Origin of the sequence: Methylobacterium amylolyticum, assembly GCF_030700245.1 — a bacterium.
In the GTDB taxonomy this organism is placed as follows: Bacteria; Pseudomonadota; Alphaproteobacteria; order Rhizobiales; family Beijerinckiaceae; genus Methylobacterium.
In genome coordinates this window covers 17,327-42,974 of record NZ_JAUYZI010000014.1, presented here as the reverse complement: position 1 = coordinate 42,974, position 25,648 = coordinate 17,327, and the positions used below count along the sequence as shown (strand labels likewise).

The 25,648-nt window shown below is 72.4% G+C and carries 25 protein-coding genes and 1 tRNA gene; 14 read left to right on the top strand and 12 right to left on the bottom strand.

The genetic code is table 11. The features are described 5' to 3' along the window. Positions 1 to 185: 185 nt before the first annotated feature. The 3 genes from Q8W71_RS32895 to Q8W71_RS12125 all read right to left on the bottom strand — a co-directional run bounded on the left by Q8W71_RS32895 (position 186) and on the right by Q8W71_RS12125 (position 2,483). Positions 186 to 728, bottom strand: coding sequence for an alpha/beta fold hydrolase (locus Q8W71_RS32895; RefSeq protein WP_370875396.1), 543 nt, complete (start codon positions 726 to 728; stop codon positions 186 to 188). Between the two features lie 435 nt (positions 729 to 1,163). Continuing rightward, entirely contained in the window at positions 1,164 to 2,108 is a 945-nt protein-coding gene (locus Q8W71_RS12130) for a ribose-phosphate pyrophosphokinase (protein ID WP_305525629.1), read from the bottom strand. Between the two features lie 138 nt (positions 2,109 to 2,246). Then, the gene (locus tag Q8W71_RS12125; protein WP_305525628.1) at positions 2,247 to 2,483 is read right to left on the bottom strand and encodes a DUF4170 domain-containing protein; all 237 of its coding nucleotides are present in this window, start codon (positions 2,481 to 2,483) and stop codon (positions 2,247 to 2,249) included. A gap of 132 nt (positions 2,484 to 2,615) precedes the next feature. Between Q8W71_RS12125 and Q8W71_RS12120 the strand changes: the two genes are divergently transcribed. Continuing rightward, on the top strand, positions 2,616 to 3,029 hold the full coding sequence (locus tag Q8W71_RS12120) for a hypothetical protein (RefSeq protein ID WP_305525627.1): 414 nt from the start codon (positions 2,616 to 2,618) through the stop codon (positions 3,027 to 3,029). 9 nt (positions 3,030 to 3,038) lie between these two features. Here the strand turns inward: Q8W71_RS12120 and Q8W71_RS12115 are convergent, their stop codons facing one another. After that, positions 3,039 to 3,251 carry a hypothetical protein gene (locus tag Q8W71_RS12115; RefSeq protein ID WP_305525626.1) on the bottom strand — a complete coding sequence of 71 codons (213 nt, stop codon included), beginning with the start codon at positions 3,249 to 3,251 and terminating at the stop codon, positions 3,039 to 3,041. A 326-nt stretch (positions 3,252 to 3,577) separates the two neighbouring features. On the opposite strand from Q8W71_RS12115, the gene Q8W71_RS12110 reads away from it, so the two are divergent. From Q8W71_RS12110 to Q8W71_RS12100, 3 genes are read left to right on the top strand one after another with little or no spacing between them, the layout of a single operon-like run. Further along, the gene (locus tag Q8W71_RS12110) at positions 3,578 to 4,564 is read left to right on the top strand and encodes an aldo/keto reductase (protein ID WP_305525625.1); all 987 of its coding nucleotides are present in this window, start codon (positions 3,578 to 3,580) and stop codon (positions 4,562 to 4,564) included. Positions 4,565 to 4,614: 50 nt separating this feature from the next. Next, entirely contained in the window at positions 4,615 to 5,328 is a 714-nt protein-coding gene (locus tag Q8W71_RS12105; RefSeq protein WP_305525624.1) for a class I SAM-dependent methyltransferase, read from the top strand. Positions 5,329 to 5,364: 36 nt separating this feature from the next. Then, on the top strand, positions 5,365 to 5,742 hold the full coding sequence (locus Q8W71_RS12100; RefSeq protein WP_305525623.1) for a nuclear transport factor 2 family protein: 378 nt from the start codon (positions 5,365 to 5,367) through the stop codon (positions 5,740 to 5,742). A gap of 170 nt (positions 5,743 to 5,912) precedes the next feature. Here the strand turns inward: Q8W71_RS12100 and Q8W71_RS12095 are convergent, their stop codons facing one another. The 6 genes from Q8W71_RS12095 to Q8W71_RS12070 form a co-directional block, all read right to left on the bottom strand. Beyond that, on the bottom strand, positions 5,913 to 6,815 hold the full coding sequence (locus Q8W71_RS12095; protein ID WP_305525622.1) for an ABC transporter permease: 903 nt from the start codon (positions 6,813 to 6,815) through the stop codon (positions 5,913 to 5,915). Continuing rightward, complete coding sequence (locus Q8W71_RS12090) at positions 6,808 to 7,578, bottom strand: ABC transporter ATP-binding protein (protein ID WP_305525621.1); 771 nt, start codon at positions 7,576 to 7,578, stop codon at positions 6,808 to 6,810. Before Q8W71_RS12090 ends, Q8W71_RS12095 begins: the two co-directional genes overlap by 8 nt. 200 nt (positions 7,579 to 7,778) lie before the next feature. Beyond that, the gene (locus tag Q8W71_RS12085; protein WP_305525620.1) at positions 7,779 to 8,798 is read right to left on the bottom strand and encodes an ABC transporter substrate-binding protein; all 1,020 of its coding nucleotides are present in this window, start codon (positions 8,796 to 8,798) and stop codon (positions 7,779 to 7,781) included. A 61-nt stretch (positions 8,799 to 8,859) separates the two neighbouring features. Then, positions 8,860 to 9,525 carry a substrate-binding domain-containing protein gene (locus Q8W71_RS12080; RefSeq protein WP_370875400.1) on the bottom strand — a complete coding sequence of 222 codons (666 nt, stop codon included), beginning with the start codon at positions 9,523 to 9,525 and terminating at the stop codon, positions 8,860 to 8,862. A 23-nt stretch (positions 9,526 to 9,548) separates the two neighbouring features. Continuing rightward, on the bottom strand, positions 9,549 to 10,379 hold the full coding sequence (locus tag Q8W71_RS12075; RefSeq protein WP_305525618.1) for an NAD-dependent epimerase/dehydratase family protein: 831 nt from the start codon (positions 10,377 to 10,379) through the stop codon (positions 9,549 to 9,551). A gap of 58 nt (positions 10,380 to 10,437) precedes the next feature. Continuing rightward, positions 10,438 to 11,775 (bottom strand): alpha-hydroxy acid oxidase, encoded by a 1,338-nt coding sequence (locus Q8W71_RS12070; protein WP_305525617.1) that lies wholly within the window; start codon positions 11,773 to 11,775, stop codon positions 10,438 to 10,440. A gap of 152 nt (positions 11,776 to 11,927) precedes the next feature. Between Q8W71_RS12070 and Q8W71_RS12065 the strand changes: the two genes are divergently transcribed. From Q8W71_RS12065 to Q8W71_RS12050, 4 genes are all read left to right on the top strand, one after another. Then, positions 11,928 to 13,013: a LacI family DNA-binding transcriptional regulator gene (locus Q8W71_RS12065; protein ID WP_305525616.1), complete on the top strand. Its 1,086-nt coding sequence runs from the start codon at positions 11,928 to 11,930 to the stop codon at positions 13,011 to 13,013. A gap of 111 nt (positions 13,014 to 13,124) precedes the next feature. Continuing rightward, the gene (locus Q8W71_RS12060; RefSeq protein ID WP_305525615.1) at positions 13,125 to 13,790 is read left to right on the top strand and encodes an aspartate/glutamate racemase family protein; all 666 of its coding nucleotides are present in this window, start codon (positions 13,125 to 13,127) and stop codon (positions 13,788 to 13,790) included. A gap of 1 nt (position 13,791) precedes the next feature. Next, entirely contained in the window at positions 13,792 to 14,598 is an 807-nt protein-coding gene (locus tag Q8W71_RS12055; protein WP_305525614.1) for a hydroxypyruvate isomerase family protein, read from the top strand. Positions 14,599 to 15,228: 630 nt separating this feature from the next. Beyond that, entirely contained in the window at positions 15,229 to 16,884 is a 1,656-nt protein-coding gene (locus Q8W71_RS12050) for a porin (protein ID WP_305525613.1), read from the top strand. 132 nt (positions 16,885 to 17,016) lie between these two features. Here the strand turns inward: Q8W71_RS12050 and Q8W71_RS12045 are convergent, their stop codons facing one another. After that, on the bottom strand, positions 17,017 to 17,292 hold the full coding sequence (locus Q8W71_RS12045; RefSeq protein WP_305525612.1) for a DUF2312 domain-containing protein: 276 nt from the start codon (positions 17,290 to 17,292) through the stop codon (positions 17,017 to 17,019). A 309-nt stretch (positions 17,293 to 17,601) separates the two neighbouring features. On the opposite strand from Q8W71_RS12045, the gene Q8W71_RS12040 reads away from it, so the two are divergent. After that, on the top strand, positions 17,602 to 18,003 hold the full coding sequence (locus Q8W71_RS12040; protein ID WP_305525611.1) for a TonB family protein: 402 nt from the start codon (positions 17,602 to 17,604) through the stop codon (positions 18,001 to 18,003). A gap of 83 nt (positions 18,004 to 18,086) precedes the next feature. Here the strand turns inward: Q8W71_RS12040 and Q8W71_RS12035 are convergent. Then, positions 18,087 to 18,179: transfer RNA gene (locus tag Q8W71_RS12035), tRNA-Sec, on the bottom strand. Between the two features lie 139 nt (positions 18,180 to 18,318). On the opposite strand from Q8W71_RS12035, the gene Q8W71_RS12030 reads away from it, so the two are divergent. From Q8W71_RS12030 to Q8W71_RS12010, 5 genes are all read left to right on the top strand, one after another. Continuing rightward, positions 18,319 to 20,703: a sensor histidine kinase NtrY-like gene (locus Q8W71_RS12030; protein WP_305525610.1), complete on the top strand. Its 2,385-nt coding sequence runs from the start codon at positions 18,319 to 18,321 to the stop codon at positions 20,701 to 20,703. Next, positions 20,700 to 22,064, top strand: coding sequence for a nitrogen assimilation response regulator NtrX (ntrX, locus tag Q8W71_RS12025; RefSeq protein WP_305525609.1), 1,365 nt, complete (start codon positions 20,700 to 20,702; stop codon positions 22,062 to 22,064). The genes Q8W71_RS12030 and ntrX overlap by 4 nt, the downstream gene beginning before the upstream one ends. Before the next feature lie 266 nt (positions 22,065 to 22,330). Continuing rightward, the gene (gene hfq / locus Q8W71_RS12020) at positions 22,331 to 22,582 is read left to right on the top strand and encodes an RNA chaperone Hfq (protein WP_238249876.1); all 252 of its coding nucleotides are present in this window, start codon (positions 22,331 to 22,333) and stop codon (positions 22,580 to 22,582) included. Positions 22,583 to 22,737: 155 nt separating this feature from the next. Beyond that, positions 22,738 to 24,141: a GTPase HflX gene (gene hflX, locus Q8W71_RS12015; protein ID WP_305525608.1), complete on the top strand. Its 1,404-nt coding sequence runs from the start codon at positions 22,738 to 22,740 to the stop codon at positions 24,139 to 24,141. Further along, positions 24,138 to 25,463 carry an adenylate/guanylate cyclase domain-containing protein gene (locus Q8W71_RS12010; protein WP_305525607.1) on the top strand — a complete coding sequence of 442 codons (1,326 nt, stop codon included), beginning with the start codon at positions 24,138 to 24,140 and terminating at the stop codon, positions 25,461 to 25,463. Before hflX ends, Q8W71_RS12010 begins: the two co-directional genes overlap by 4 nt. The last annotated feature ends 185 nt before the right edge of the window (positions 25,464 to 25,648 follow it).

Sequence of the window (25,648 nt, the reverse complement as noted above, 5' to 3'; positions counted from 1 at the left end):
CGGATGGCGGGACGCCGCCCGCGCCGATCCGCATCGCGCCGCATGCGATGGCCCTGTCCCGCCGGAGGAGCGAGGCGGGCGCGCCTAGCGCATCGTCCTGGATATCGGGTCCAGGACGATGCGCGAGCCCTTTGTCTTCGCATCATCTTTTCCGAAAGCCGGTGACCACCTCTCGGGACGATGCTCTAATCCGCGAAGAACCCGGCCACCACCCGGGAGAATTCCGGCGTGCGCAGATAGCCGTAGGACTTGTGCCGGTTCTCGCGTCCGTCGGGGGCGCGGTAGGCGTTGATCACGGGCACGTCCCGGGGCGCGACGCCGGCCGCGTTGGCGGCGTAGATCCCGGCGAGGTCGTCGCCCACCGTGGCGATGTCCTCCCGGTCGATCAGGTTGATCCAGGCCGAGAGCGAGGCGGGGACGCGCAGGTCGCCGTGCTCGGCTTCGAGCTTCAGCTTGATCTCGGCCAGCCCGAGCGGCGCGCCGAGCGTCACCAGGGTGCAGGCGGGCGGGAGGTGCCCGTCCGGGGTCCCGTCCCGCTCGGCGGCGCGGAGCACGTCGTAGGCGATCAGCCCACCCATCGAGTGGGCGACGAGCAGCACGTGCGGGTCGTCCTGGGCCGCCTCCGCCAGCGCCGCGGCCAGCCGGTCGCGGGCGGCGTCGCGGAAGGCGTGGTCCTCGTGGTAGCCCCAGAGGTCGTCGAGGCGATGCTCCAGGATCAGGTCGTCCACCGGCGTCAGGCCGGTCGCCTCCTGGAGGCGGGACAGGCCCCGGTAGACCCGGTCGGTCAGGGTCGGCGCGCGGCGGCCGGGATCGTCGGCGGGGGAGGGGAACGGACCGGAGCCCGCGTCCGGGACGTAGGGCTCGCGGTTGCGCGCGGCGTCGAGCGGCTCGGGATGGCGCAGGTCGGCCCAGTAGACGAAGGCGAAGGGCAGGGGGTCGGGCGCCGGTCCGCCCGCCCAGGCGCCGTTGCGCGCCAGCCCCTCGCGGATCGCGTCCGCCCACCAGCCCGCCTTCTCCTCGCGGGGCGGCTTGTTCGCGAGCCCGTGGATTCCGACGATTCTCTTCGTCTTCCGGATGGCGCCCTCCCCCCGACGCGGCCATGCCGAGCGAAGAGGATAGGGCGCTCGGTCGCATCCTGCACTGCGACCAAAGTCCCAAAAGAATCAGTCGAACAGGCTGGAGACGCTCGATTCCGTGGCCGTGCGCCCGATCGCCTCGCCGAGCAGCGGCGCGATGCTGGCGACGCGGATGTTGCGGGCGAGCTTGACCGCCTGCGTCGGCTGGATCGAGTCGGTGATGACCAGCTCCTTCATCCGCGAGGCCGCGATGCGCGAGACCGCGCCGCCCGACAGCACCCCGTGGGTGATGTAGGCCGAGACCTCCTTAGCGCCGGCGTTCAGCAGCGCCTCGGCGGCGTTCACCAGGGTGCCGCCGGAATCGACGATGTCGTCCACGAGGATGCAGGAGCGGCCCTCGACGTCGCCGATGATGTTCATCACCTCGGACTCGCCCGGGCGCTCGCGGCGCTTGTCGACGATGGCGAGCTGCGCGTCGATGCGCTTGGCGACCACCCGGGCGCGCACCACGCCGCCCACGTCGGGGGAGACCACCATGCGGTCCTGGTCGGGCATCCGCTCCTTGATGTCGCGCACCATGACGGGGGCGGCGAACAGGTTGTCGGTGGGGATGTCGAAGAAGCCTTGGATCTGGCCGGCGTGGAGGTCGAGGGTCAGCACCCGGTCGGCGCCGGCCTCGGTGATGAGGTTGGCCACGAGCTTGGCCGAGATCGGGGTGCGGCCCGAGGTGCGCCGGTCCTGCCGGGCGTAGCCGAAATAGGGGATCACCGCCGTGATGCGCCGCGCCGACGACCGGCGCGCGGCGTCGATCATGATCAGCAGTTCCATCAGGTGGTCGTTGGCCGGGAACGAGGTCGACTGGACGATGAACACGTCCTCGCCGCGGACGTTCTCCTGCAGCTCGACGAAGATCTCCATGTCGGCGAAGCGCCGGACCATGCACTTGGCGAGCGGCAGTTCCAGGTAGGCCGCGATCGCCTCGGCCAAGGGCCGGCTCGCGTTGCCGGCGACGATCTTGATCGAGGTCTTCATGCTGGCCCGCCCACTCGCGGCCCCGCCGCGGGGCCGCGCACGCGATCGCGGCCCTGCGGGGTCCGGGATCGCCCGATGACGGGCGAGGCTCTTACCAGCGGCGTCCAGGCGTCACAATCCTCGGCTGCGCGGGCGGGCTCAGACGGCCTGCGGCTCCAGCAGGCGGTGCAGGTGGACGACGAAGTAGCGGGTCTGGGCGCTGTCGACGGTGGACTGCGCCTTGGCCTTCCAGGCGGCCTGGGCGGAGGCGTAGTCGGGATAGATGCCGACGATGTCGAGACCCTTCACGTCGCGGAACCGGACCCCGTCGAGGTTCTCCAGTTCGCCGCCGAACACGAGGTGCAGCCGCTGGTCGCTCTCGATCGTCGTCGTCATGACCCGTCCTCTCCGCTGGACGCCCCGTCGGGACGGGCTCGCAGACGGCGAGGGACCCGTCAAGGCCGGCGCGCCGTCCCGGCACGGAAGCGTGATCGGGATCCCTGCGGCCGCCCGTGCTAGGGGGGTGCGATGGAACGGCACCCCCTGCGCACCGCCTGCGCCCTCCTCGTCCTCGTCGCAGGCCCGGCCGCCGCGGCGGAGGGCGCGCGCGCCAAGTCCGGCGATCGGGCCGCCCAGGAGAAGGCTGCACACGAGAAGGCCGCCGACAAGTCTCCGCCGGTGATCGGCTGCCCGTCGCTCGCCAATTACCGCATGCTCGTGCGCGCGGGCTCCGCCGGTGCCGCCGCGACCCTCGCCGACCCCAAGGCGGACCATCTCGGCTGCACCGCCCTGCCGCGCGGCCGGATCACCGGCGTCGCCGACCACGTGGTGCTCGGCGGGCAGGCCTACGAGTGCGCCGCCGTGCAGGGCACCACCGCCTGCCACTGGATGGAGGCCGGGACGCGCCCCGCCCCGACCGGCCGGCCGGCGGTGGCCAGGTAGGGTTTCGGTTCAGCGCAGCAGGCCGCGGGCGCGCAACTCCAACTCCACCGCGTCGTGGACCTCGTGGAGCGGGTTGTCGTTGGTGGCGGCGCCCGGGCGCACGGGGGGCATCGGCCCCGGCCTCGGGTCGAGGCCCGGCAGCACCGTCGGCCCGGGCGCGCGCCGGGCGGCCAGGGCGCGAAGCTTCGCGCGGGCGGCGGCGGGGAGGAGGCGGTCGAGCATCGCCGACCTCTAGCGGGACGTGCCGCGGCGGCCGGCCGGCGGTCGTGCAGGACGTGCGTGGGTCACGGGCGCCCCCGATCATCGCAGGTCATCCCGGGGAAGCCGCCGCGGCGGCCGGTGGTTCCGGGACGGCGGGCCGTGGGGCCGCGCGATCTCAGGATACTGCATTCGCGCGAGGGGACAACAGTGCTCAACTTTGGATAGCGGGGACAGGGGCGGACCGACACCGCGGGCCGCCGGCCTTGATCCCGCGCGGCGCCGGATCAGATACCGCCTCGCGGACGACCGGGGGGCCGCCGCGCGGGACACGTGCCGGGAGACGGACCATGCAGACGCGACCCCTCGGCGGGACCGGGATCACGGTCTCCGCCCTGACATTCGGCTGCGGGGCGGTCGGCGGGCTGATGGTCCGCGGTGACCCGGAGACGCAGCGGGAGGCGGTGGCGCGGGCGCTCGATGGCGGCATCCGCCTGTTCGACACCGCCGCCTTCTACGGCGACGGCCTGTCCGAGACGGCGCTCGGCCGCGCCCTGCCCCGCGGCGAGGCCCGGGCGGCGGTCGCCACCAAGGTGCGCCTGCGCCCGGAGGATCTGGCCGGCGGCGTCGCGGCGGCGATCCGCGCGAGTCTCGACGCCAGCCTGCGCCGGCTGGGTCGCGAGAGCGTCGACCTGTTCCAGCTCCACAACCGGGTCGGCCCCGAGGATGCCGGGGACGCGCTGGGCGTGGAGCGGATCCTCGGCGACGTGATCCCGGCCTTCGAGGCGCTCCGGCGGGCGGGCAAGGTGCGGGCGCTGGGCTTCACCGCCCTGGGGGACGCCGCCGCGATCGAGCGCCTCGCCGCGGCGGGGGTGTTCGCCAGCGCGCAGGTGCCCTTCAACCTGCTCAATCCCTCCGCCGCGGGGGACGGGCAGGGGCAAGGACGAGGGGAATCGGCGCGGCTGCTGCGGCCGGGCACGTCCCTCGGCACGATCGGCATCCGGATCCTCGCGGGCGGGGCGCTCGGCGGCGCCGAGACCCGGCACGCGCTGGCCGCGCCGGTCGTGGCCCCGGTCGGCGGGGGGCCGGGCACCGCCCGCGACTACCCGGCGGACCTTCGGGCGGCGGCACGCTTCCAGACGCTCGTCGCGGCGGGGGCGGCGCGCAGCCCGGCGGCGCTGGCGATCCGCTACGGCCTGGCGGCACCGCTCGACACGGTCGCGGTCGGCTTCTCCAGCCTCGACCAGCTCGACGCGGCGCTGGAGGCGGCCGCCGACGGGCCCCTGGCGGCGGATGTGCTGGCGGAAATCGGCCGGATCCAGGCGGACCCGGCCTGAAGGTGGACGCGGCGGGACGAGATCTCCGCCGGTCCGATGGAGCGGACGCCATGGCGCCATCCGAGACCGCGGCAGCCTCGAAATTCGATGCGCGCGCCGCGGAATACGCCGAGCAGAGCCGGATCGCGCTCGCCGGCTACGACGCCTGCCACGAGCTGTCCGCCTGCCTCCTGGCCGCGCGGCTCGGCCGGGGCAGCCGCGCCCGTCTGCTCGTCGCGGGGGCCGGGGGCACCGGGCAGGAGATCCTGACGACCGCCCGCCTCGCGCCGCACTGGCGCTACACGGCCGTGGACCCGTCGCGGCCCATGCTCGACGGCGCGCGGGCGAGCGTGGCCGTCGCCGGCCTCGACGCCCGGGTGGATTTCCGCGCCGGGCGTGTCGAGGATCTCCCCGCGGGCGCGCGCTTCGACGCTGCGACGCTGATCGGCGTGCTGCACCACCTGCCGGGAGATGACGCGAAGCGGGCGATCCTGGCGGCGCTCGCGGCGCGCCTCGAACCGGGCGCGCCGCTGGTCCTCGCCGGCAACCGCAGCACCTACGCGAGCCGCCCGCTGTTCCTCTCGGCCTGGGCCGAGCGCTGGCGCCTGCACGGGGCGGACGACGCGGAGGTGGCGGTGAAGCTCGGCAGGATCCTCGACGCCGCGGAGCCGCCCGCATCCGACGCCGCCGTCTTGGACCTGCTCCACGGCGCGGGGTTCGTCGCGGCCGAGATGTTCTTCTCCAGCCTGTTCTGGGGCGCCTGGATCGCGACGCGCGCGGCCTGAGCCCCGATCCCCCCTCCTGCCCGCGGAGCCGAGACCATGGAGATGAGCCGAGACGCGATGATGCGCTTTGCCGCCGCATGGATCGCGAACTGGAACCGGCGCGACGTCGAGGCCGTGCTCGGGCATTTCGCCGACGACGCCACGTTCGTCAGCCCGGTGGCCCGCGACGTGGTCGGGGAAGCCGTCCTCACCGGCAAGGAGGGGATCGGGGCCTACTGGCGCGCCGCGCTCGATCGGATCCCCAGCCTGCGCTTCACCCTCGATCACGCGACGTGGGACGACGCGCGGCGCGAACTCACGGTGATCTACGTCGCCGAGCGCGACGGCCGCCGTCGGCGGGCCTGCGAGATCATGACCTTCGATGCCGCCGGGCGGCAGGTCCGGGGCGAGGCGTTCTACGGCGCGGACCTCTGATCGGCGCCCGGCCGGGCGCCGTCATCGCGCGACTGCGAATCCCGGTTTCGAAAGATTGAGATCTTTCGCGGGTCCAGGGCGGAGCCCTGGCGAACGTCTTAGGGCTCTGCCCTGAGCACCCGCCGAAGGGCTCGCCCTTCGAAAACCCGGTATCGCCGACAAGCAGACGCTCAGTGGTTCTGCATGCCCCAGCGCTGGATGGTGCGCGCCTCGATGGTGCTGAAGATCAGGTTCTCGACGACGAGGCCGATCAGGATGACGGTCAGCAGGCCGGCGAACACGTTCGGGATGTCGAGCATGTTCTTGTTCTCGAAGATGAACCAGCCCAGCCCGCCCGAGCCCGAGGAGACGCCGAACACCAGCTCGGCGGCGATCAGGGTGCGCCACGCGAAGGCCCAGCCGATCTTCAGGCCGGTGAGGATCGACGGGAAGGCCGCCGGGATCAGGATCTTGCGGATCAGCCCGAAGCCCGACAGCCCATAGTTGCGCCCCACCATCTTCAGGGTGCGGCTCACCGACAGGAAGCCGGAATGGGTGTTGAGCGCGATCGCCCAGGTCACCGAGTGGACGAGGACGAACACGAGGCTACCGTTGCCGAGCCCGAACCAGATCAGCGCCAGCGGCAGCAGCGCGATGGCCGGCAGCGGGTTGAACATCGAGGTCAGCGTCTCGAGGAAGTCGGTGCCGATCCGCGAGGCGATGGCCAGCGCGGTCAGCAGCGTCGCCAGCGCCACGCCCGCGACGTAGCCCATCAGCAGCACCTTCAGCGAGCCCCAGGCCCGGGCCGGCAGCGTGCCGTCGGCCATGCCGCGGGCGAAGGCCTCCACCGTCGCCGTGAAGGTCGGGAACAGGAGCTCGTTGTCGAGGTAGCGCCCGTAGCCCTCCCAGATCAGGGCGAGCACCGCCAGGATGAGGAGCTTGCGCAGCCACGCTTGGTTGTAGAGCCGTTCGGCCAGCGACAGCGGCTTCTCCACCACCGTGGCGCCGTGGGCGGACCCGACCTCGCGGACGATCTCGGGGCGGTTCGGCAGGGTCAGGGCCGGACGCGCGGCCAGGGCGTGGACGTTAGACATTCTCCGCCTCCTTGATCTCCTCCGAGAACAGCATCGTCTGGATGCGGCTCTCGAGTTGCAGCGCCGCCTCGGGGGAGCCGGCGCTGTTGAGTTCGGCCTTGACCTCGCCGGGGTGCGGCGAGAGCAGCAGGATGCGGGAGCCGATCTTGATCGCCTCCGGGATCGAGTGGGTGACGAACAGGACGGTGAAGCGCGTGCCCTCCCACAGGGACAGCAGCTCGTCCTGCATGCGCCGCCGGGTCAGGGCATCGAGCGCCGCGAACGGCTCGTCCATGAGCAGGATGTCCGGCTCCATCGCCATGCCGCGGGCGATGGCGACGCGCTGCTTCATGCCTCCCGAGAGGGTGTGGGGGTAGCTGTCGGCGAATTTCGTCAGGTTGACCTTGTCGATGTAGGACCGCGCCCGCTCCTCGGCCTCGCGGCCCGACAGGCGGCCGGAGGCTTCCAGCGCGAAGACCACGTTCTGCTTGACCGTCTTCCAGGGCAGGAGCTGGTCGAACTCCTGGAACACCATCATCCGGTCGGGTCCGGGCTCGGTGACGGTCTTGCCCTTCAGTCGGATGTCGCCCTCGGTCGGGGCCATGTAGCCGCCCACCGCCTTGAGCAGGGTCGACTTCCCGCAGCCGGACGGCCCGAGCAGCACGAAGCGGTCCCCGGGCCAGACCCGGAAGCTCACCCGGTAGGTGGCGGTGACGAGGTGCTGGGGCGTCTTGTAGCGCAGCGTGACGCCGTCGACCTCAAGCAGCGGCCTGTCATCTTCCATCGGTCGCCTCCTCCATGCGCGACGTCTGCGGTCGCTTCTTTTTCGGGATGGTACAGTCTTTCGGCGCCGGGGGAACGGGTCTCCCGGCGCCGGCCGTCCTAGACCCGTGCCCGACCGCGTTGCGATCGCGCGCGGGTCCAGGTCCTTGTTTTGACGCGCTCTCCGTCGCCGAACCGGCGTCCACTTCGGCGGAGAGCGCTCTAGCGCCCCGGCAACCCATGAACGATCGGGAAGAAATAGTCCTTCCAGTCCTTCGGCTCGGTCCGGATGGTCTTCATCTCGTGGAAGTGCCGGGCCTGGAGCATGATGCCGTAGGGCGTGGTCGAGAACACCGTGCCCGGCTCCTTCATCATCGCCACGAGCTGCTCCGGGGGCGTCTTCTCGTTGGTGGACGCGACGTAGTCCTTGGCCGCCTGGAGCGGGTCCTTGGCGATCGCGGCATTCGCCTCGTCGATGGCCGCGACGATCGCCGCGGCGAGCTTGGGGTTGCGGCTGAACCAGCCGGTGCGGGCGTAGAGGATCGCGTTGCTGACCGGCTCGCCGACCATCTCGTAGGAGTTGAGCACGGCGTGGATCGCCGGGTCCTGCAGCTCGCGCTGCTGGAAGGGCGGCAGCGAGAAGTGGCTGTTGACCTCGTTGTGCGGGCTCGACAGGGCGGCGATCGCGTCCGGGTGGCCGAGCTGCACGGTGAGCGGGTCGAGGCGGGTGGCCTCGCCGGGCCCGAACGTCTTCTTGGCGGCGATCTGGAGGAGGACCGCCTGCGAGGACACCTTCACGCTCGGCAGGGCGATCTTGTCCTTGGACGTGAAGTCCTTGAGCGTCTTCACGTCGGGATTGCGGGTCAGGAGCAGCATCGGCGTCGCGCCGACGCCGGTCAGGCCCTTCACGTCGCCGCGGGTGCGGTCGTTCATCAGCAGCATGTTGGTCGAGCCGCTGTCGACGATGTCGAGGTTGCCCGACAGGAGCGCGTCGTTGCCGGCGGCGCCGCTCGTCAGGTTCATCCACTCGACGGTGACGTCGCCGAGGCCCGCCGCCTTGGCGTGCTTCTCGATCAGCCCGTGCCGCTCGGCCAGCACCATCGGCAGGTAGACGAAGCCCGGCTGGCGGCTGATCCGCACCCGGGCGTCGTCCGCCCGGGCGGCCGGGGCGGCGGCCGCGAGCGCGGCGAGCGCGATCCCCAAGCCCCCGAGCCAGCCCCGTGCCTTACGCGATACCCTCATGCCCTCGACTCCTCCCACGCGTCCGGCCTCTTCACGGGCCGGGTCCCATCAAACACGAACGTCAGGCGGCCGGCGCCAATCCGCTGGCCCGGTAGGCCGCCGCCGCCGCCGGCGTCGTCAGTCCGGCCAGGAACGCCGCCGCCGCGGCGCCGCGGCCGCGCATCGGCGCCGCCCAGAACACCGTCTCCTCCTGCACGGGGTCGGGGAACGGACCGACCACCGCGATGCCCGGCACCACCATCAGCTCGCTGATCTGCTGGACGGCGAGGTCGGCCTCGCCCGAGACCAGTTTCTCCGCGGTGAAGCCCTGCGGGATGATCGTGGCGCGGGCGTTGACCGCCTCTTCGATGCCGAGCCGCGGCAGCAGGCCGGCGAACCAGATCCCGCTGGCGCCGGTGCGGGAATAGGCCACCGAGCGTGCCCCCGTGAGCGCGGCTTTCAGCGCCTCCACCGTGCCGATCTCCGGATGGGGCGCGCCGGCGCGCACGGCGATCCCGTAGCGCGAGCGCGCCACCGCCACGCGGGCGTCCGCTTCGACGAGCCCCTCGGCGACGAGGCGGTCCATCGCGTCGGCGAGCACCAGCACCGCGTCCGCCCGCTCGCCGGCCGCGATCTTCTGCATGATCACCGCGGTCGGCGCCCAGTCGACCGCGATGCGCCCGCCCGCCGCCTCGTAGGCCGGCACCACGTGCGCGTCGAAGGCGCCGCGCACCACCAGGGCGCACATCAGCCGCAGCGGCCCCTCGCCCGTCACGATCGGCCCCCGTCGCGGCTGTAGTCGATCGCGGTGAAGGCGCCGCCCTGGTAGCGCTCCACGATCCTGTCGTCGGTGGTGCGGTCTTCGAGGTGCGGGATGAACGGGTCGGCGCTGTCCTGCGGCGCCCAGCCGATGACGTCGCGGCCGTCGCGGCGCCACCACGTCATGCGGCTGTTGTTCGAGGTGGCCCAGATCACGGTCCGGCCCTCCGGCCCGAGATCGGACGCCAGCGTCGCGCGGGCGATCAGGCGGACGAGGTCTTCGGCCGAGAGCCAGGTCGCCAGCATCCGCGCGTCGGTGGGCTCCGGGAAGCAGGAGCCGATGCGCAGCACCACGCTCTCGACCCCGTGCTTGTCCCGGTAGAGCCGGCCCATCAGCTCGCCGTAGGCCTTCGACAGGCCGTAGAAGCCGTCCGGGGCGAGGGCGCAGTCGTCGTCGAGGACCTCCGCCCGCTCGCGGAAGCCGACCGCGTGGTTCGAGGAGGCGAACACCACCCGTGCGCCCTCGCGCCGGGCGGCCTCGTAGACGTGGTAGAGCCCGCGCAGGTTCGGGCCGATCACCGTCTCGAACGGCTGCTCCACCGAGACGCCGCCGAGATGCACGATCGTGCCGCAGCCTTCCGCCAGCCGCAGGATCATCGGCCCGTCCTCGAGGTCGGCGCGGGTGAAGCGCGCGCCCGCGGGGACGGGATCGGGGAAGGGCGCACGGTCGGTGAGCCACAGGCTCCAGCCGCGCGCGGCGAGCGCCCGGGCCAGGATCCGCCCGAGGGCGCCGGACGCCCCGGTCAGCAGCACGGGTCTGTTCGGGATCTCCTCGGCGCCCATCGATCTCTCCTCGCGCGGCGCTCCGCCGCCGTCAGGGTGTGGGAACGGACAGTGCCCGTCAGCTCCGCCGCGGGACGCGCCGCAGGTAGTCGGGGGTCAGCTCCGAGAGCCGGTTCACCCCCAGGAAGGCCATGTCGCGGTGGATCTCCTCCTTGAGGATCCGCATCGCGTGCGCCACCCCGTCGGCGCCGCCGAGCGCGGCCGCGAACATGAACGGGCGGCCGAGCAGGACGAAGTCGGCCCCGAGCGCCAAGGCCTTGATCACGTCGGTGCCGCGGCGGATGCCGCTGTCGACGATGAGCTTCAGGTCGCCCTTCCGCGCGGCGATCTCGGGCAGCACGTCCAGCGGCGCGATGGCGCCGTCGAGCTGGCGCCCGCCGTGGGTCGAGAGGATCACCCCGTCCGCCCCGCAGCCCCTCGCCAGCTCCACGTCCTCGGGCGAGAGCAGGCCCTTCACCAGCAGGGGCCCGTGCCAGCGCCGCCGGATCGCCTCCAGGTTCGTCCAGGAGAGGCGGTCGCGGTCGATGCTGTTGCGCACCGAGCCCTGCGACAGCATCGGCGGGCCCCGCGTCGCCTCGGTGTTCTCGAAATGCGGGGCGCCGTGCTTGAGGAAGGTGCGGGCCACCACGCCCAGCAGCCAGCGCGGATGGGTCGCGCTCTGCCACATCACCCGCGGGGTGATCCGCATCGGCATCGAGAAGCCGGTGCGGGTGTTGTGCTCGCGGTTGCCGAGCGTCGGCGTGTCGGCGGTGACCACGAAGGTGCGGTAGCCCGCCGCCGCCACCCGGTCGATCAGCCGGTCGATCCGGCGCTGGTCGCCGGGCAGGTAGGCTTGGTACCACGCGTCCGGGTTCTGGGCGTGCACGTCCTCCAGCCGGATCAGCGAGGAGGCGCTGAGGATCATCGGCACCTCCATCCGCCGGGCGGCCTCGGCCAGCACGAGGTCGCCGCGATAGGCGATGAAGGCGGCCCCGCCGAGCGGCCCGATCCCGAACGGCGCCGCGTAGGTCCGCCCGAACAGCTCCACCGCGGTGTCGCGGGCGGCGGTGTCGCGCATCATCCGCGGCAGGAAGGCGTAGTCGGCGTAGGCCGCGCGGCTGTGGCGCAGGGCGGCGCCGGTCTCGACCCCGCCGGCCACGTACTGGAAGATCATCGGCGGCAGCATCCGCCGGGCGTGGCGCTCGAAATCGTCGAGCGCCAGCAGGTCGCGGAAGCGGTAGGGCGTGGCCGCGGCGCTGCGCTTGAGGCTGGTGACGACGGCGCCGGGCGCCGCGATCCCCGGCGCGCCCGCGTCGGCGCGGCCCAGCGTCGGCGTCGCGCGCTCAGGGGCCGCGCGCTCCGGGGCCGAATCGGGACCTGCCGCGACGCCGGTCGCGGGACGGTCGAGCGTCGCCATCCACCCCTCCCCGAGGCCAGCGCCTGCTTCGGACCCGAAAAGTCCTTGCACGCTTGTTGAAAGCGCTTTCAGATAGCCGCGGCGGTCCGGCGGTGTCAACGTGCGGCCGCCGCGAATCCGGCAGGATGGTTCCGGCCGGGCGGTCTCTCGGGGTGGGCGACGGGATGGAGGCGGAGGCTTCGCAGGGGCAGGGGCGAGCGGAGGGGGAGGCGTCGGCGCAGGCGGCGCGCAACCCGGTGGCCCGGGACGTGGCCCGGCGGGCCGGCGTCTCCACCGCCACCGTGTCGCGGGTGCTCAACGGCTCGGCCGGGGTGCGGGCGGACAAGCGCGCGGCGGTGATGCGGGCGGCGCACGACCTCGGCTTCGTCGCCAACGGAGCGGCGCGCGCGCTCTCCACCCGCCGGTTCATGGCGGTGGGCGCGGTGGTGCCCAACATCGAGAACGAGGCGTTCGTGCGCCTCCTGTCGAGCTTCCAGGAGCGGCTGCGGCAGGCCGGCTACACGCTGGTGGCGGCGAACGCCGGCTACGACCTGGAGGACGAGCTGCGCGAGGCGACCTTCCTGCTGGAGCGCGGCCTCGACGGGCTGATGCTGGTGGGCGACATCCACCATCCCGACCTGCACGCGCGCATCGCTCGCCACGGCATCCCCGTGGTGCAGGCCTTCACCCTGTCGCGGGAGCACGCTTGCGTCGGCTTCGACAACGCCGCCTCGGCGGCCCGCGCCGCCGATTACCTGATGGATCTCGGCCACCGGCGGATCGGGGTGATCTCGGGCCTGCGCAAGGACAACGACCGCGGCGGCGCCCGCGTCCGCGGGGTCGCGGGGGCGCTCGCGGCCCGGGGCCTGCGGCTGGCGCCCGAGCACGACATCGAGATCTCCTACGGCATCGGCGGCGGCCGCGACGGCTTCCGCCAGATGCTGGCGGGGGGCCCGCCGCCGACCGCGATCATCTGCGGCACCGACCAGATCGCCTTCGGGGCGATGATCGAGGCCCGCGCCCGCGGCCTCGACGTGCCGGGCGACCTGTCGGTGCTCGGCCACAACGATTCCGACATCGCCGCCTTCCTGACCCCGGCCCTGACCACGGTGCGGATCCACTCGGCGGAGATCGGCCGGGCGGCGGGCGACCACCTCGTCGCCCGGATCACCGGTCGCCCGGCCCTGCGCCAGACGGAGATACCCGCCGAGTTGATCGTCCGCGCCAGCACCGCGCCGCCACGACGGACCGAGCCGTGATCCCGATGCGCTATTGTGCAGCCTGCCGCGATCGGGCACTCTGAAACCGCTTACAGAAATTCGACCCGGCCCGACCAGCGGCGAGAGAACGGCGAGACAGCAGCGAGACCCATGGCCCCCCGCATCGTCCTCCTCCACGCGACCCCGGTCGCGATGGCCCCGATCCAGGCCGCCTTCGCCGAGCTCTGGCCCGAGGCCGAGACCGTCAACCTCCTCGACGACGGTCTGTCGCTGGACCGGGCGCGGGAGCCCGGCGCGATCTCGGAGGGAATGATCGAGCGCTTCGTCCGGTTCGGCCGCTACGGCCACGACATGGGCGCCGACGGCATCCTGATCACCTGCTCGGCCTTCGGCCCGGCGATCGACCGGCTGAGCGCGGCGGTGCCCGTGCCGGTCCTGAAGCCCAACGAGGCGATGTTCCGGGAGGCCATCGCGCGGGGGCAGCGGATCGGCATGCTCGCGACCTTCGGGCCGTCGGTGGGCACGATGACCGACGAGTTCGAGGAATTCGTGGGCCAGGGGGATCGGCCGGCCACTCTGCGCACGCTGCTGGTCGACGACGCGATGGCCCGCCTGCGCGCGGGCGACGCGGAGACCCACAACCGGCTGGTGGCGGCCCGCGCGCCGGAACTCGGCGACTGCGACGCGATCATGCTCGCCCACTTCTCGACCTCGCGCGCCGCCGAGGCGGTGCGCGCGGCGGTCGGCGTGCCGGTGCTCACCGCGCCCCACGCCGCGGTCGCGCGGATGCGGGCGCTGGTGGCGGGGAGGGGGTAAGATGAGCGTGGAACCCCTCGATCTCGGCGCCTTCGCCGGCCGCCTCAGCGGCCATTGCGGCTTCCTGTTCACCGAGCTGCCGCTGTCCGAGCGCTTCGCGGCCGCCGCCAGGGCCGGCTTCACGGCGGTCGAGCACCCGAACCTGTTCGCCACCCCCGCCCGCGAGGTTGCCGGCTGGCTGGAGCGGGCCGGAATCCCGCTGGTGCAGACCGGCTTCCCGGCGGGCGACGCGTCCCGGGGCGAGAAGGGCTTCGCCGCCCTGCCGGACCGGGTGGCGCAGTACCGGGGCACGATCGAGCCGACGCTCGACTTCGTCGAGCAGCTCGGCTGCCGCATGGTCCACCCGATGGCCGGGGTGCGGCCCCCGGGCGTGCCCCGCGAGCGGCTGTGGGACACCTACCTCGAGAACCTCGCCTTCGCCGCCGACGCGGCGGCCAAGCGCGGCATGACGGTGATCGTCGAGCCGATCGGGCCGGGCTCGATCGCGGACTACGCGATCGACGATCCGGAGATGGCGGTGGAGGCGATCCGCGCGGTCGGCCGGGACAACGTCAAGCTCCTGTTCGACGCCTACCACTGCGTCTGCCTCGGCCACGACCCGGCAGCGCTGATCCGGGCGCACGCCCCGCTGATCGCCCACGTGCAGATCGCCGACGATCCCGGCCGGCACGAGCCGGGCACCGGCACCATCGCCTTCGCACCGATCTTCCGGGCGCTGGAAGAGGTCGGCTACGCCGGCCGCATCGGCTGCGAGTATCACCCGGCCGCCGCCACAGAGGCGGGCCTGGGCTGGATGCGGGCGGGCTGACGCCCCCGCCCGGCGGCGTCCGGGCTTCGACCGGGTGCGGCTGCACGGGTCGGGACGGAGCCCGGGACGGTCGCCGAGCCTCGCATGCCCGGTCGGCTGATCCGCGCGGGTTCCCGGGCGTGGAGCGTCCTGCCGGGGTCGCCGCGCGGCCCGTGAACTGCGCCCGCCGGACGGGCCCGGCGGTCCGGGTGGGACGCCCCCGAGAACCGGCATCACCCGCCGTCGAAGGCCCCCCCATCGCGCAGTGGGAACGGGGGCTCCCGGCCGTCGGCGACGCCGTCGGCAAGGCCCATGACGACCGATCGGCCCCCACTATCCCGACGCGACATCTCCGGAATCGGCGGCCCGACCGGCGCGCTCCGGTGCCTTGGGTTGTATATCCGTTTTATTAAACTTAAGCGATTGTGTGATCGAACAGCAACTGCCCCCGATACAGTCGATCATGCAAGCTTCGGTTGATTGAAGATCGAATATCAGCCGTGCGAAGGATTCTGCGACTGTTGACGCGGGGCAAGTACAGACGTGCCGACGGTTCGAGCCCGGAAAGCGGGCCAATCACAGGTATGCGCGGCGCGATCCGGATCAACCGGGCACGGCCGTACCACGGGTCTCGAAGTCTTGGAGAAATCGATGTCGCTCTTGAGGAGCTCGCTGCTCGGTTCGGCCGCCGCCTTCGCCGCGGTCGGAGCAGCCCACGCCGCCGACCTGCCCGTCAAGAAGGCGGTGCCGATCGAGTACGTCCGCATCTGCACCGCCTACGGCGCCGGCTTCTTCTACATCCCCGGTACCGACACCTGCATCCGCCTCTCCGGCCGCGCCCGGTTCGAGGGCGGCTACCAGACCAACTACACCCGGCAGTTCGGCCAGGGCGGCGACACCGCCGGCTACCGCGGCCTCGCCCGCATCAACGTCGATGCCCGCACCCAGACCGGCTACGGCACTCTGCGCGCCTTCCTGCGCGTCGAGGTCGCCTCCCGCACCGGCGGCCCGTACGGCGGCGGCACGTCCGGCACTCAGCAGCGCATCGCGCAGGCCTTCCCGGGCCTCGGCGTCGACCAGTTCGGCCGCGCCCAGCAATACGTGAACGCCGACAAGGCGTTCGTGCAGTTCGCCGGCTTCACCGCCGGCCGCGCGTCCTCGTTCTTCGACTTCTACGCCCACGACTTCGAGTTCACCGCCGCCACCGCCGGCTCGGACATGGCCTCGACCAATCTGCTGGCCTACACCGCCACGCTGGGCAACGGCTTCTCCGCCACGCTCTCGGTCGAAGACCCGGTCTTCCGCCGCAGCGGCATCTTCTCGCCGACCGTGAACGCCGCGGGCGTGGCCACGAACGCCGCGGTCGCCAACTTCGGCCTGTTGAACTCGCCGATCCCGGTGGTGATCGGCTACAACGGCGCTGCGCCGAGCCGCTACAGCTTCGTCGACGGGATCGAGAAGAGCCGCCTGCCCGACTTCGTCGGCGCCCTGCGCTACGACAGCGCCTGGGGCTCGGCCCAGCTCTCGGCCGCGTCACACGAGCTGAACGCGAACAACGTCCAGAACGGCGCCGGCACCGGCACCGGCAGCAACATCAGCATCCCCCACACCCGTACGCAGTACGGCTGGGCGGTGCAGGGCGGCCTGAAGGTGAACATGCCGTTCATCGCCCCGGGCGACACCTTCTACCTCCAGGCGGCCTACGGCGAGGGCGCGCAGCTCTACACCGGCTACTCCTCGTACTCGGGCAACTATATCCAGAACTCCGCGACGATCCAGGGCCAGAAGTTCTCGCAATACTTCTCGGACGCGACGATCAACCCGATCACCGGTCAGTTGCAGCTCTCCAACAGCTTCACGGTGTCGGCGGCCTACCTGCACTACTGGTCGCCGGCGTGGCGCTCGGCGTTCTTCGCCAGCTACGGCGAGATGGATTTCGGGCGTGGGGCTCGTGCGGCCCAGGGCGCGATCTTCAACGTCGTCAACACCATCAGCCCGGCCATCGGCTTCGGTGTGAACACTGTCGGCGCACCCGGCACGCGGTTCTTCCAGCTCAGTCAGGCTCTGCGCGACACCTACCAGATCGTGGCGGGCGCCAACCTGATCTGGTCGCCGGTCAAGGATCTCGATATCGGCGTGGAGGGTCTCTACACCCAGATCGGCATGCAGCGCGGCCGCGTGATCGACGCCGACAAGGACCCGACCGCCTACAGCCGCGTCGCCGCGATCAACGCGGGCGGCTTCGTGCGCACCGCCACGAACGACGGCGTCCAGCAGATCCGCATCCGCGTCCAGCGCGACTTCTGATCACCCGATCGGGGCCGGTTTCTCCAAAGCCCGGCCCTGATATCCCCCGTGCAAGAGGGATTCACACTGAACCCGGCCTCGAGGCCGGGTCTTTTTTTGGGCTGAATCGGAGCCCGCAGCGGGCGCCGGGCCCTACGCCGCCGCGGCGAGCGGGGCGGGGGCGTCCATGGCGCGCAGGTAGACCTCCAGCAGGGTCTCCTGCTCGTCGCGCGCGTCCTTGTCCTGCTTGCGGATCTTCAGGATCTCACGCAGCACCTTCACGTCGAGCCCCTCGCCCTTGGCCTCGGCGAAGACCTCCTTCTTGGCCTCCATCAGGTCCTTGATCTCCTCCTCCAGCCGCTCGACGCGCTCGACGATCGAGCGGATGCGGTCCCCCGCGACGGCGGCGGTGTCGGTCAGGTCGGTCATGCTGCAGCTCCGGTGACGGGGCGGCACCCTCGCGGCCCCTGGTAAGCGGAGGCTTAACGGCGCCGCGGGCGCCCCCCATCGGCCCGCGTCCGGGATCATCCCGGGGCGGTCGCCGGAACATCCTCGCGGGGACATCGTGGAACGCCGGCCGGCCCCGGCAGGACCCCGTCAGGAAAACGTCACCCTTTGGCCCCGCGGCCGCTCGCTTCGTCCCCGCACAGGGGGCCGAGCCCCGTGCGGCGCCGTGAGCGGCCGCGGCCGGGTTTACCGAGCACCCGAACGTCGCCCCAGATTCCAAATCGCAGGACCATGTCCCTCCGCGCCCGCTTCCTCCCGGCCTGCCTGCTCGCCGTCCTCCTCGCCGCCCTGATCCGCGCTCCGGATCCGGCGGCGGCCGGCGAAACCGCCGCCGCCCGGCGGTGGCTCTCCACCGTGGTCACGCGGATCGGGGAGGCCGACCGTCCGACGGGCGCCGCCGGATCCGGAACGCGGACCAGGGCGGGGACGGTGGAGATCCGGATCCGCATCGCCCGGGACGGGTCGGTGATCGACGCGCAGGTCGAGCGGAGTTCGGGCTCGGCCGCGCGCGACGCGGGCGCGCTCGCCGCGATCCGGAAGGCTGGTCCGTTCCCGTCGCCGCCAGCCGAGCTGCTGATGGCGGACGGCACGACGGAGCTGAGCTTCCCCCTCGAACGCCCCGGCGGCCGCTGACCCGGCGCAGGCGTCACGCCGCGCAGGAGCCGGCAGAGTCGTGCCGGCCAGGAAGATGCGGCTGAGAAGATCCGGAGAAGACTTGGCGGAAGCGGATGGGAATCGAACCCACCGTACGCTGTTGGCGTACCGCTGGTTTTGAAGACCAGGAGGGCCACCAGACCCCGTTCGCCTCCGCCGATCCGGGTACGCGGCCGCTTTCCCCCGGTCAAGGCCGCATCGGGGACGCGAGGCCGCGGCGAATCTGCCCGCACGGGCTGTACCGCCGCCGGATTCGTATTAATTCCGCCACACTGTTGTGGCCCTGCACCACCGATGCCGTTCCTGCGACGCTCCCGGACCGCGGACGCCCCGCCGCCGCCCCTCGAGGGGCCCGCGCCGCTGGAGGAATCCCTGCGGCCGGGCCCGCGCGGGCCCGGCTGGATCGGCGCGGCCGTGGTGATCACGGCGCTGGTCTCGGCGATCGCCACCTTCCTGATCCTGGCCGGCGTCATCCGCGTGACGCCGACGCCGACCTACGGCGTCGCCCTGCTGGCCCTCAACGTCGCCCTGGTGCTCGGGCTGGCGGTGATCATCGCCTGGGAGGCGCGGGTCTTCCTGCACGCCCGCCGGGCCAACGCCGCGGTGGCCCGCCTGCACTCGCGCATCGTCGGCCTGTTCTCGCTGATCGCGATCCTGCCCACCATCCTGCTCGCGGTGGTGGCCTCCGTGACGATCGACCGCGGCCTGTCGCTGGGCTTCACCGACCGGGTGCGCGACGTGGTGCTGAAGTCGGTGGAGGTCGCCGACGCCTACCAGGAGAACCAGTGCCAGTCGCTCGCCCGGGAGATCCGCATCCTGGCCGACGACCTCACCCGGGCGCGGCCGAACTTCGACGTGAACCGCGGCTGGTTCGAGACCTTCCTCACCACCCGGGCGAGCAACCTCGGCCTGCCGGTGGCGCAGATCATGCGCGGCCCCACCGACGTGGTGGCGCGGGCCAATATCGACATCCTGAAGCAGACCCGCTTGCCGTCGGCGGCCGCCTTCGAGGACGCGGCCAAATCGAGCGATCCGATCTGCCTGCTGCCCACCGAGGGCCGGGTCTTCGCCGCGCTCCTGCGCATGCCCGCCTACGACGACGCGGTGCTGATGGTGCAGCGGGAGGTGAGCCAGCTCGCCATCGAGTTCCCCGGCGTGTCGCGCGCGGCCGCGGCCGAGTACCTGACCTACGATTCGCTGCGCCGCTCGATCCAGATCACCTTCGCCCTGGTCTTCGTGCTGATCGCGCTGATCGCGCTGCTCTCGGCGGTGTGGTTCGGGCTCAACTTCGCCAACCGCTTCGTCGCGCCGATCCGCCGCCTGATCAACGCCGCCGATCAGGTGGCGTCGGGCAACTTCTACGCGCAGGTGCCGACCCGCAAGACCAGCGGCGACCTCGCGAGCCTCGGCGAATCGTTCAACAAGATGACCCAGGAGCTGCGCCGCCAGCACGCCGGCCTGATCGCCGCCAACGATCTGATCGACGCCCGCCGCCGCTTCACCGAGGCGGTGCTGTCGGGGGTGTCGCCGGGGGTGATCGGCCTCGACGCGGCGGGCTTCGTCACCATCGCCAACCCGGCCGCCGAGCGGATTCTGGACTTGGCGAGCGATCGGCTCGTCGGCCAGCCGCTCGCCCGCGCCGTGCCGGAACTGGCGCCCGTGCTCGCCGAGGGCGAGGCGCGCCAGCGCGCGATCCAGCAGCAGATCCAGCTCACCCGGACCCGGGGCGAGTCGAAGAGCGAGCGCACCGTGACGGTGCGGGTGACCGGGGAGCAGGCGCCGGGCGGGGCCCGCGGCTCGGTGGTGACGCTCGACGACATCACCGACCTCGTCCAGGCCCAGCGCACCTCCGCCTGGGGCGACGTCGCCCGCCGCATCGCCCACGAGATCAAGAACCCGCTCACCCCGATCCAGCTCTCGGCCGAGCGCATCCGGCGCAAGTACGGCAAGGTCATCACAACCGACCGCGAGGTGTTCGACCAGTGCACGGCGACGATCGTGCGCCAGGTCGACGAGATCAAGCGCATGGTCGACGAGTTCTCGGCCTTCGCGCGGATGCCCAAGCCGGCGATCGCCCCCAACGACCTGACCGAGATCGCCAAGCAGAATCTCTTCATGATCCGCGTCGCGCACCCCGATATCGATTTCGCCTTCTCGGCCCAGGGGGGTGCGGACAAGTCGGAAAAGATCGTGGCGGCCTTCGACATCCGGCTGCTCAGCCAAGTGATCACCAACATCCTCAAGAACGCCGTCGAGGCGGTGGTCGAGGTGCCGCCGGAGACCCTGGGCAAGGGCCGGATCGCCCTCGACCTCGCCGTGGACGACGGCTTCGCGGTGATCACCGTGACCGACAACGGCAAGGGCTTCCCGGCGGAGGGACGCCAGCGGCTGCTGGAGCCCTACATGACCACCCGCGACGGTGGCACGGGCCTCGGGCTTGCCATCGTCAGCAAGGTGCTTGAGGAGCACGGCGGCGGGATCGAGCTGAACGACAACCCCGCCGGCCGCGGCGGGCAGGTGCGGATGCGCGTGCCCCGCGAGGCCGGCCCCGCCCAGCCGGCCGCGGGCGGGGGAGACGCGGGCGCCCCGCCCCCCGGCCAGACGCCCCCCCGGGCGACCGACAGGACAGAGGAGGCGGGCGCGGTGCCGACGCCCCGGATCGCGGAGATGCAGGCATGAGCGCCGATATCCTGATCGTCGACGACGAGGCCGACATCCGCGATCTCGTGGCGGGGATCCTCGACGACGAGGGCCACCGCTGCCGCACCGCGGGCGGCTCCGACGAGGCGCTGGCCGCGATCGAATCGCGCCGCCCGCACCTCGTCTTCCTCGACATCTGGCTGCAAGGCTCGCGCCTCGACGGCCTCCAGGTGCTCGACCTGATCAAGGCGGCCCACCCGGACCTGCCGGTGGTGATGATCTCGGGCCACGGCAACATCGAGACCGCGGTCTCGGCGATCAAGGCGGGCGCCTACGACTTCATCGAGAAGCCGTTCAAGGCCGACCGGCTGATCCTCGTGGCCGAGCGGGCGCTGGAGGCCTCCCGCCTCAAGCGCGAGGTGCGCGAGCTGAAGGCGCGCTCGGGGCAGGCCAACCGCATCGTCGGCGCCTCGCTCGCGGTCAACCAGCTCCGCCAGACGATCGAGCGCGTGGCGCCGACCAACGCGCGGGTGATGATCACCGGGGCGCTCGGCTCCGGCAAGGAACTCGCCGCGCGCGGGCTCCACAAGGCGTCGGCGCGGGCGAGCGGCCCGTTCGTGCTGCTCAACGCCGCCGCCATCCTGCCCGAGACGATGGAGGCCGAGCTGTTCGGCGTCGAGGGCGAGAACGGCCGCCGGGTCGGCGCCCTGGAGGAGGCCCACGGCGGCACCCTCTACCTCGACGAGGTGGCCGACATGCCGCGGGAGACGCAAGGACGGATCCTGCGCGTCCTCGTCGACCAGAACTTCCAGCGGGTCGGCGGCACCACGCGGGTGCACGTCGACGTGCGGATCATCTCCTCCTCGTCGCGCGACCTTCAGGAGGAGATCGCCGCCGGCCGCTTCCGCGAGGACCTGTTCCACCGCCTCTCGGTGGTGCCGATCCGGGTGCCGGCCCTGTCCGAGCGCCGCGAGGACGTGCCGGAGCTGATCCAGTTCTTCATGGACAACATCTCGTCTCAGACCGGCCTGCCGAAGCGGGTGATCGCCGAGGACGCGATGGCGGTGCTCCAGTCGCACAATTGGCCGGGCAACGTCCGCCAGCTCAAGAACAACGTCGAGCGGCTGATGATCCTGACCCAGGCCGACCCGGACCAGGAGGTCACCTCCGAGATGCTGCCCTCGGAGATCGGTGCGCTGGTGCCGACCACGCCGGCGGGGGCGGGGGGCGAGAAGCTGATGAGCCTCGCGCTGCGCGAGGCCCGCGAGATCTTCGAGCGCGAGTACCTCGTGGCGCAGATCGCCCGCTTTTCCGGCAACATCTCCCGCACCGCCGAGTTCATCGGCATGGAGCGCTCGGCGCTGCACCGGAAGCTGAAGTCGCTCGGCATTGGCCCCTGATCGGGCCGGGGCCGGGGCGGGGGTTCCGGCCTGCCCGCCTTCGCATCTGCGAGACCCACGGCGCGGCCTCCCGCCCGAGCGGGCGGATTCGCTGAGAGTGGCGCCCATCCGTCACGCCCCGGCCGGCTCGGACCTTGCGTCTTCCAGAGAGTTGAACACGTAATACGGACCGTCCGCCGCCCGGCGGAGAGGCGTGCGGCGGCGGATCCTCCGGCCGGCACGCGTCGGACCCGTCGAGACAACAACAAGACCGGAGAAGGACAAGAATGGCCGGCGAGCGCGCACAGAATCTGCAGGACACGTTCCTCAACCACGTCCGCAAGAACAAGATTCCGCTGACGATCTTCCTCGTCAACGGCGTGAAGCTTCAGGGCGTCGTGACGTGGTTCGACAACTTCTGCGTCTTGTTGCGGCGCGACGGACACTCGCAGCTCGTCTACAAGCACGCGATCTCGACGATCATGCCCGGGCACCCCGTGCAACTGTTCGAGCCGGACGAGACCCCCGAGAAGGCGTGAGACCGGCGTCCGCGCCGCGCGGGATCGGTGCCGGGCCACCCGAGAACCGGCCATCGCAGGGCCGGCCATCTTGGCCCGGGCCGCGGCGATCCCCATACCAGGGTCTCGACCCTCTCGAACCGACCCGCCGGCCGGCCCGGCGGCACGCAGGCTGAATGACCGAACCGTTGACCGCGGGCGAGGCCCGGCTCCAGGCGCAGGCCGCGCCCGAGGGCGAGATCGCCGCCGCCACCCACACCCTCGTGGTCGGGCCCTACCTCGTGCGGGGCGCCGGGGGCGGGCAGGGGGCGCCGTCGCGCGCGGTCGAGGCGCGCCTCGACGAGGCGACGGGGCTCGCCGCCGCGATCGAGCTCGACGTGGTCGAGAGCCTCACCGTGACTCTCCAGCGCATCCGCCCGGCGACCTATCTCGGCACCGGCCGCGTCGAGGAGATCGCCGGCCTCGTCCGCGCCCGCGAGATCGGCCTCGTGGTGATGGACTGCGCCCTGTCGCCGGTGCAGCAGCGCAACCTGGAGAAGGCCTGGGGCGCCAAGGTCATCGACCGCACCGGCCTGATCCTCGAGATCTTCGGGCGCCGCGCCTCCACGCGCGAGGGCACGCTCCAGGTGGAGCACGCCCATCTCGCCTACCAGAAGAGCCGGCTGGTGCGGTCCTGGACCCACCTGGAGCGCCAGCGCGGCGGCTTCGGCTTCCTCGGCGGCCCCGGAGAGACCCAGATCGAGGCCGACCGGCGGATGATCCAGGAGCGGATGACCCGGATCGAGCGCGACCTCGACGCGGTCGTGCGCACCCGCGGCCTGCACCGGCAGAGCCGGCGCCGCGTGCCCTACCCGATCGTCGCGCTCGTGGGTTACACGAACGCCGGCAAGTCCAGCCTGTTCAACGCGCTCACGCGCGCCGAGGTGACGGCCAAGGACATGCTGTTCGCCACCCTCGACCCGACGGCGCGGGCCACCAAGCTTCCCCACGGCGAGACGGTGATCCTGTCCGACACGGTGGGCTTCATCTCCGACCTGCCGACCCCGCTGATCGCCGCCTTCCGCGCCACGCTGGAGGACGCGATCGAGGCCGACGTGCTGCTGCACGTGCGCGACGTGAGCCATGGCGACACTGAGGCCCAGGCCGAGGACGTGGGGGTGGTGCTGCGCGAGCTCGGCATCGAGACCGCGGACGGGCGCCTGATCGAGGTCTGGAACAAGGCCGATCTCCTCGACGAGGCGGAGCGCACCCGGCTCCTGAACCTCAGCGGGCAGGCGCGGACCCGGGCCGACCGGGACAGCGACGCGCCGGTGCTCGTCTCGGCGCTGACCGGGGAGGGGCTGGCGACGCTGGCGGCCCGGATCGAGGCCCGGATCGCCCGGGGCCGGACGAGCTTCGCGGTGACCCTGCCCCCCGAGGACGGGGCATCGCTGAACTGGCTCTACGAGAACGCCGAGATCCTCGACCGGCGCTCGGAAGGCGACGGCACCCTGCATCTCGCCGTGCGGATCGCGCCCGAGAAGGAGCCGCGCTTCCTCAACCGCTTCGGCGCGGCCCGCCGCCTCGGCCGGGCCGGATGACGACGGCGTCCGGCGGGGTCGGCGCCGGCGGGCGCGGCCCCGCCCCCGCGGGGGCGGACGCGCGGCGGGACGGCGACGACGCGGTGCTGCGGGCGATGCAGGCGGGCGGCGGCACGCGGCTGCTCGCCCTGCGCGTGGTGATCGTGCTCGTGCTGCTGATGGCGGCGCAGGCCTATGACGGGTCCCTGCACGCCCTGAGCCACTGGTTCATCCTCGTCCTCTACGGCCTCGGCTCGATCGGGTTCGGGCTGGCGGAGCGGCGCGGCGGTCCCCTGGCGGAGGTGTTCGCCTGGGCGGGCACCGTGCTCAACGCGGTTCTGGCCGTCTACGTCATCGTCGAGCACATGCTGGCCGGCGGCGGCACGGAGGCGGGCGCCGACGCGGTGAGCCGCCTGCCGGCCTTCCTGCTGCTGCTCCAGACCGGGCTGACGATGCGGGCGGGCCACACGCTCGTGTTCTGCGCCATCGTGACGGCGAGCTGGGTGACCGCCTTCGTCCTCGGGCAGGTCAATCCGGGCCTGTTCCCGGGCCCCGACACCCACCCGACCGCACAGGCGGTCGGGCTCGCGACCTTCGTCGCGACGGGCCTCCTCGTGCTCGACGGGATGACGCGCCTGCGCGGGGCGGTCGGCCGGGCGCTGCGGGTCGAGCAGGAGCGGGCGGTGCTGGCCCGCTTCCTGCCCGCCGCGGTCGCCCGCGACCTCGCCAGCGACGAGGGCCGCGGCATGCGCCGCCGCCACGCCTGCCTGATGGTGCTCGACATCCGCGGCTTCTCGGCGCTCAGCCGCGAGCACCCGCCCGAGGCGATGGTGGCGGCGCTGCTGGCGGTGCGGGCGGCGGCGCAGGCGGCGGTCGCCGAGCATGGCGGCCTCGTCGACAAGTACGTGGGCGACGCGGTGCTGGTGCAGTTCGTGGTGGGCACGCCCGACGCGCAGGCCCGGGCGGCGCTCGGCTGCGCCGCGGCGATCCGCGCCCGGATCGCCGCGCTGAACGCCCGCCGGATGATCGAGGGCGCGTTCACCATCCGCGCGGTCGTGGCGCTGCACGCGGGCAGCGTCCTGGTCGGCGTCTTCGACGACGGGGTGCGGGCGGAGTACACGGTGCTCGGGCCCGCCATGAACGCCCTGTCGCGCCTCGAAGCCCGCGCCAAGGCGGCCGATCTCGAGATCGCCGCCTCGGACGATGTCCTCGACCTCCTGGGCGGCCGGCTGCCGGAGGGCGTCTCCGCCACCCGCGTCGGCGCCCCCGCGGACGGGCAGCCGACGCTCTACGCGATCGGGACGGGGGCCGAGCGCGCGGCGCGCGTGAGTTGGCGCGCCTGACGGAAACGGGCGCGGACCTGACCTGCACAAGTGGGAGTTGTGAAAGCGTAGCGGCTGCGTCGGCACGCCGGATGTCAGTGCCGTTAGGCGCCCTTAACTACGGGCCAGACTACCCGGACCGTGTCAGACTTCCAGGTTGCGCGGGGCGCCGAACCGTAGCAGTATCCGCTCGTTCCGATGCTGCG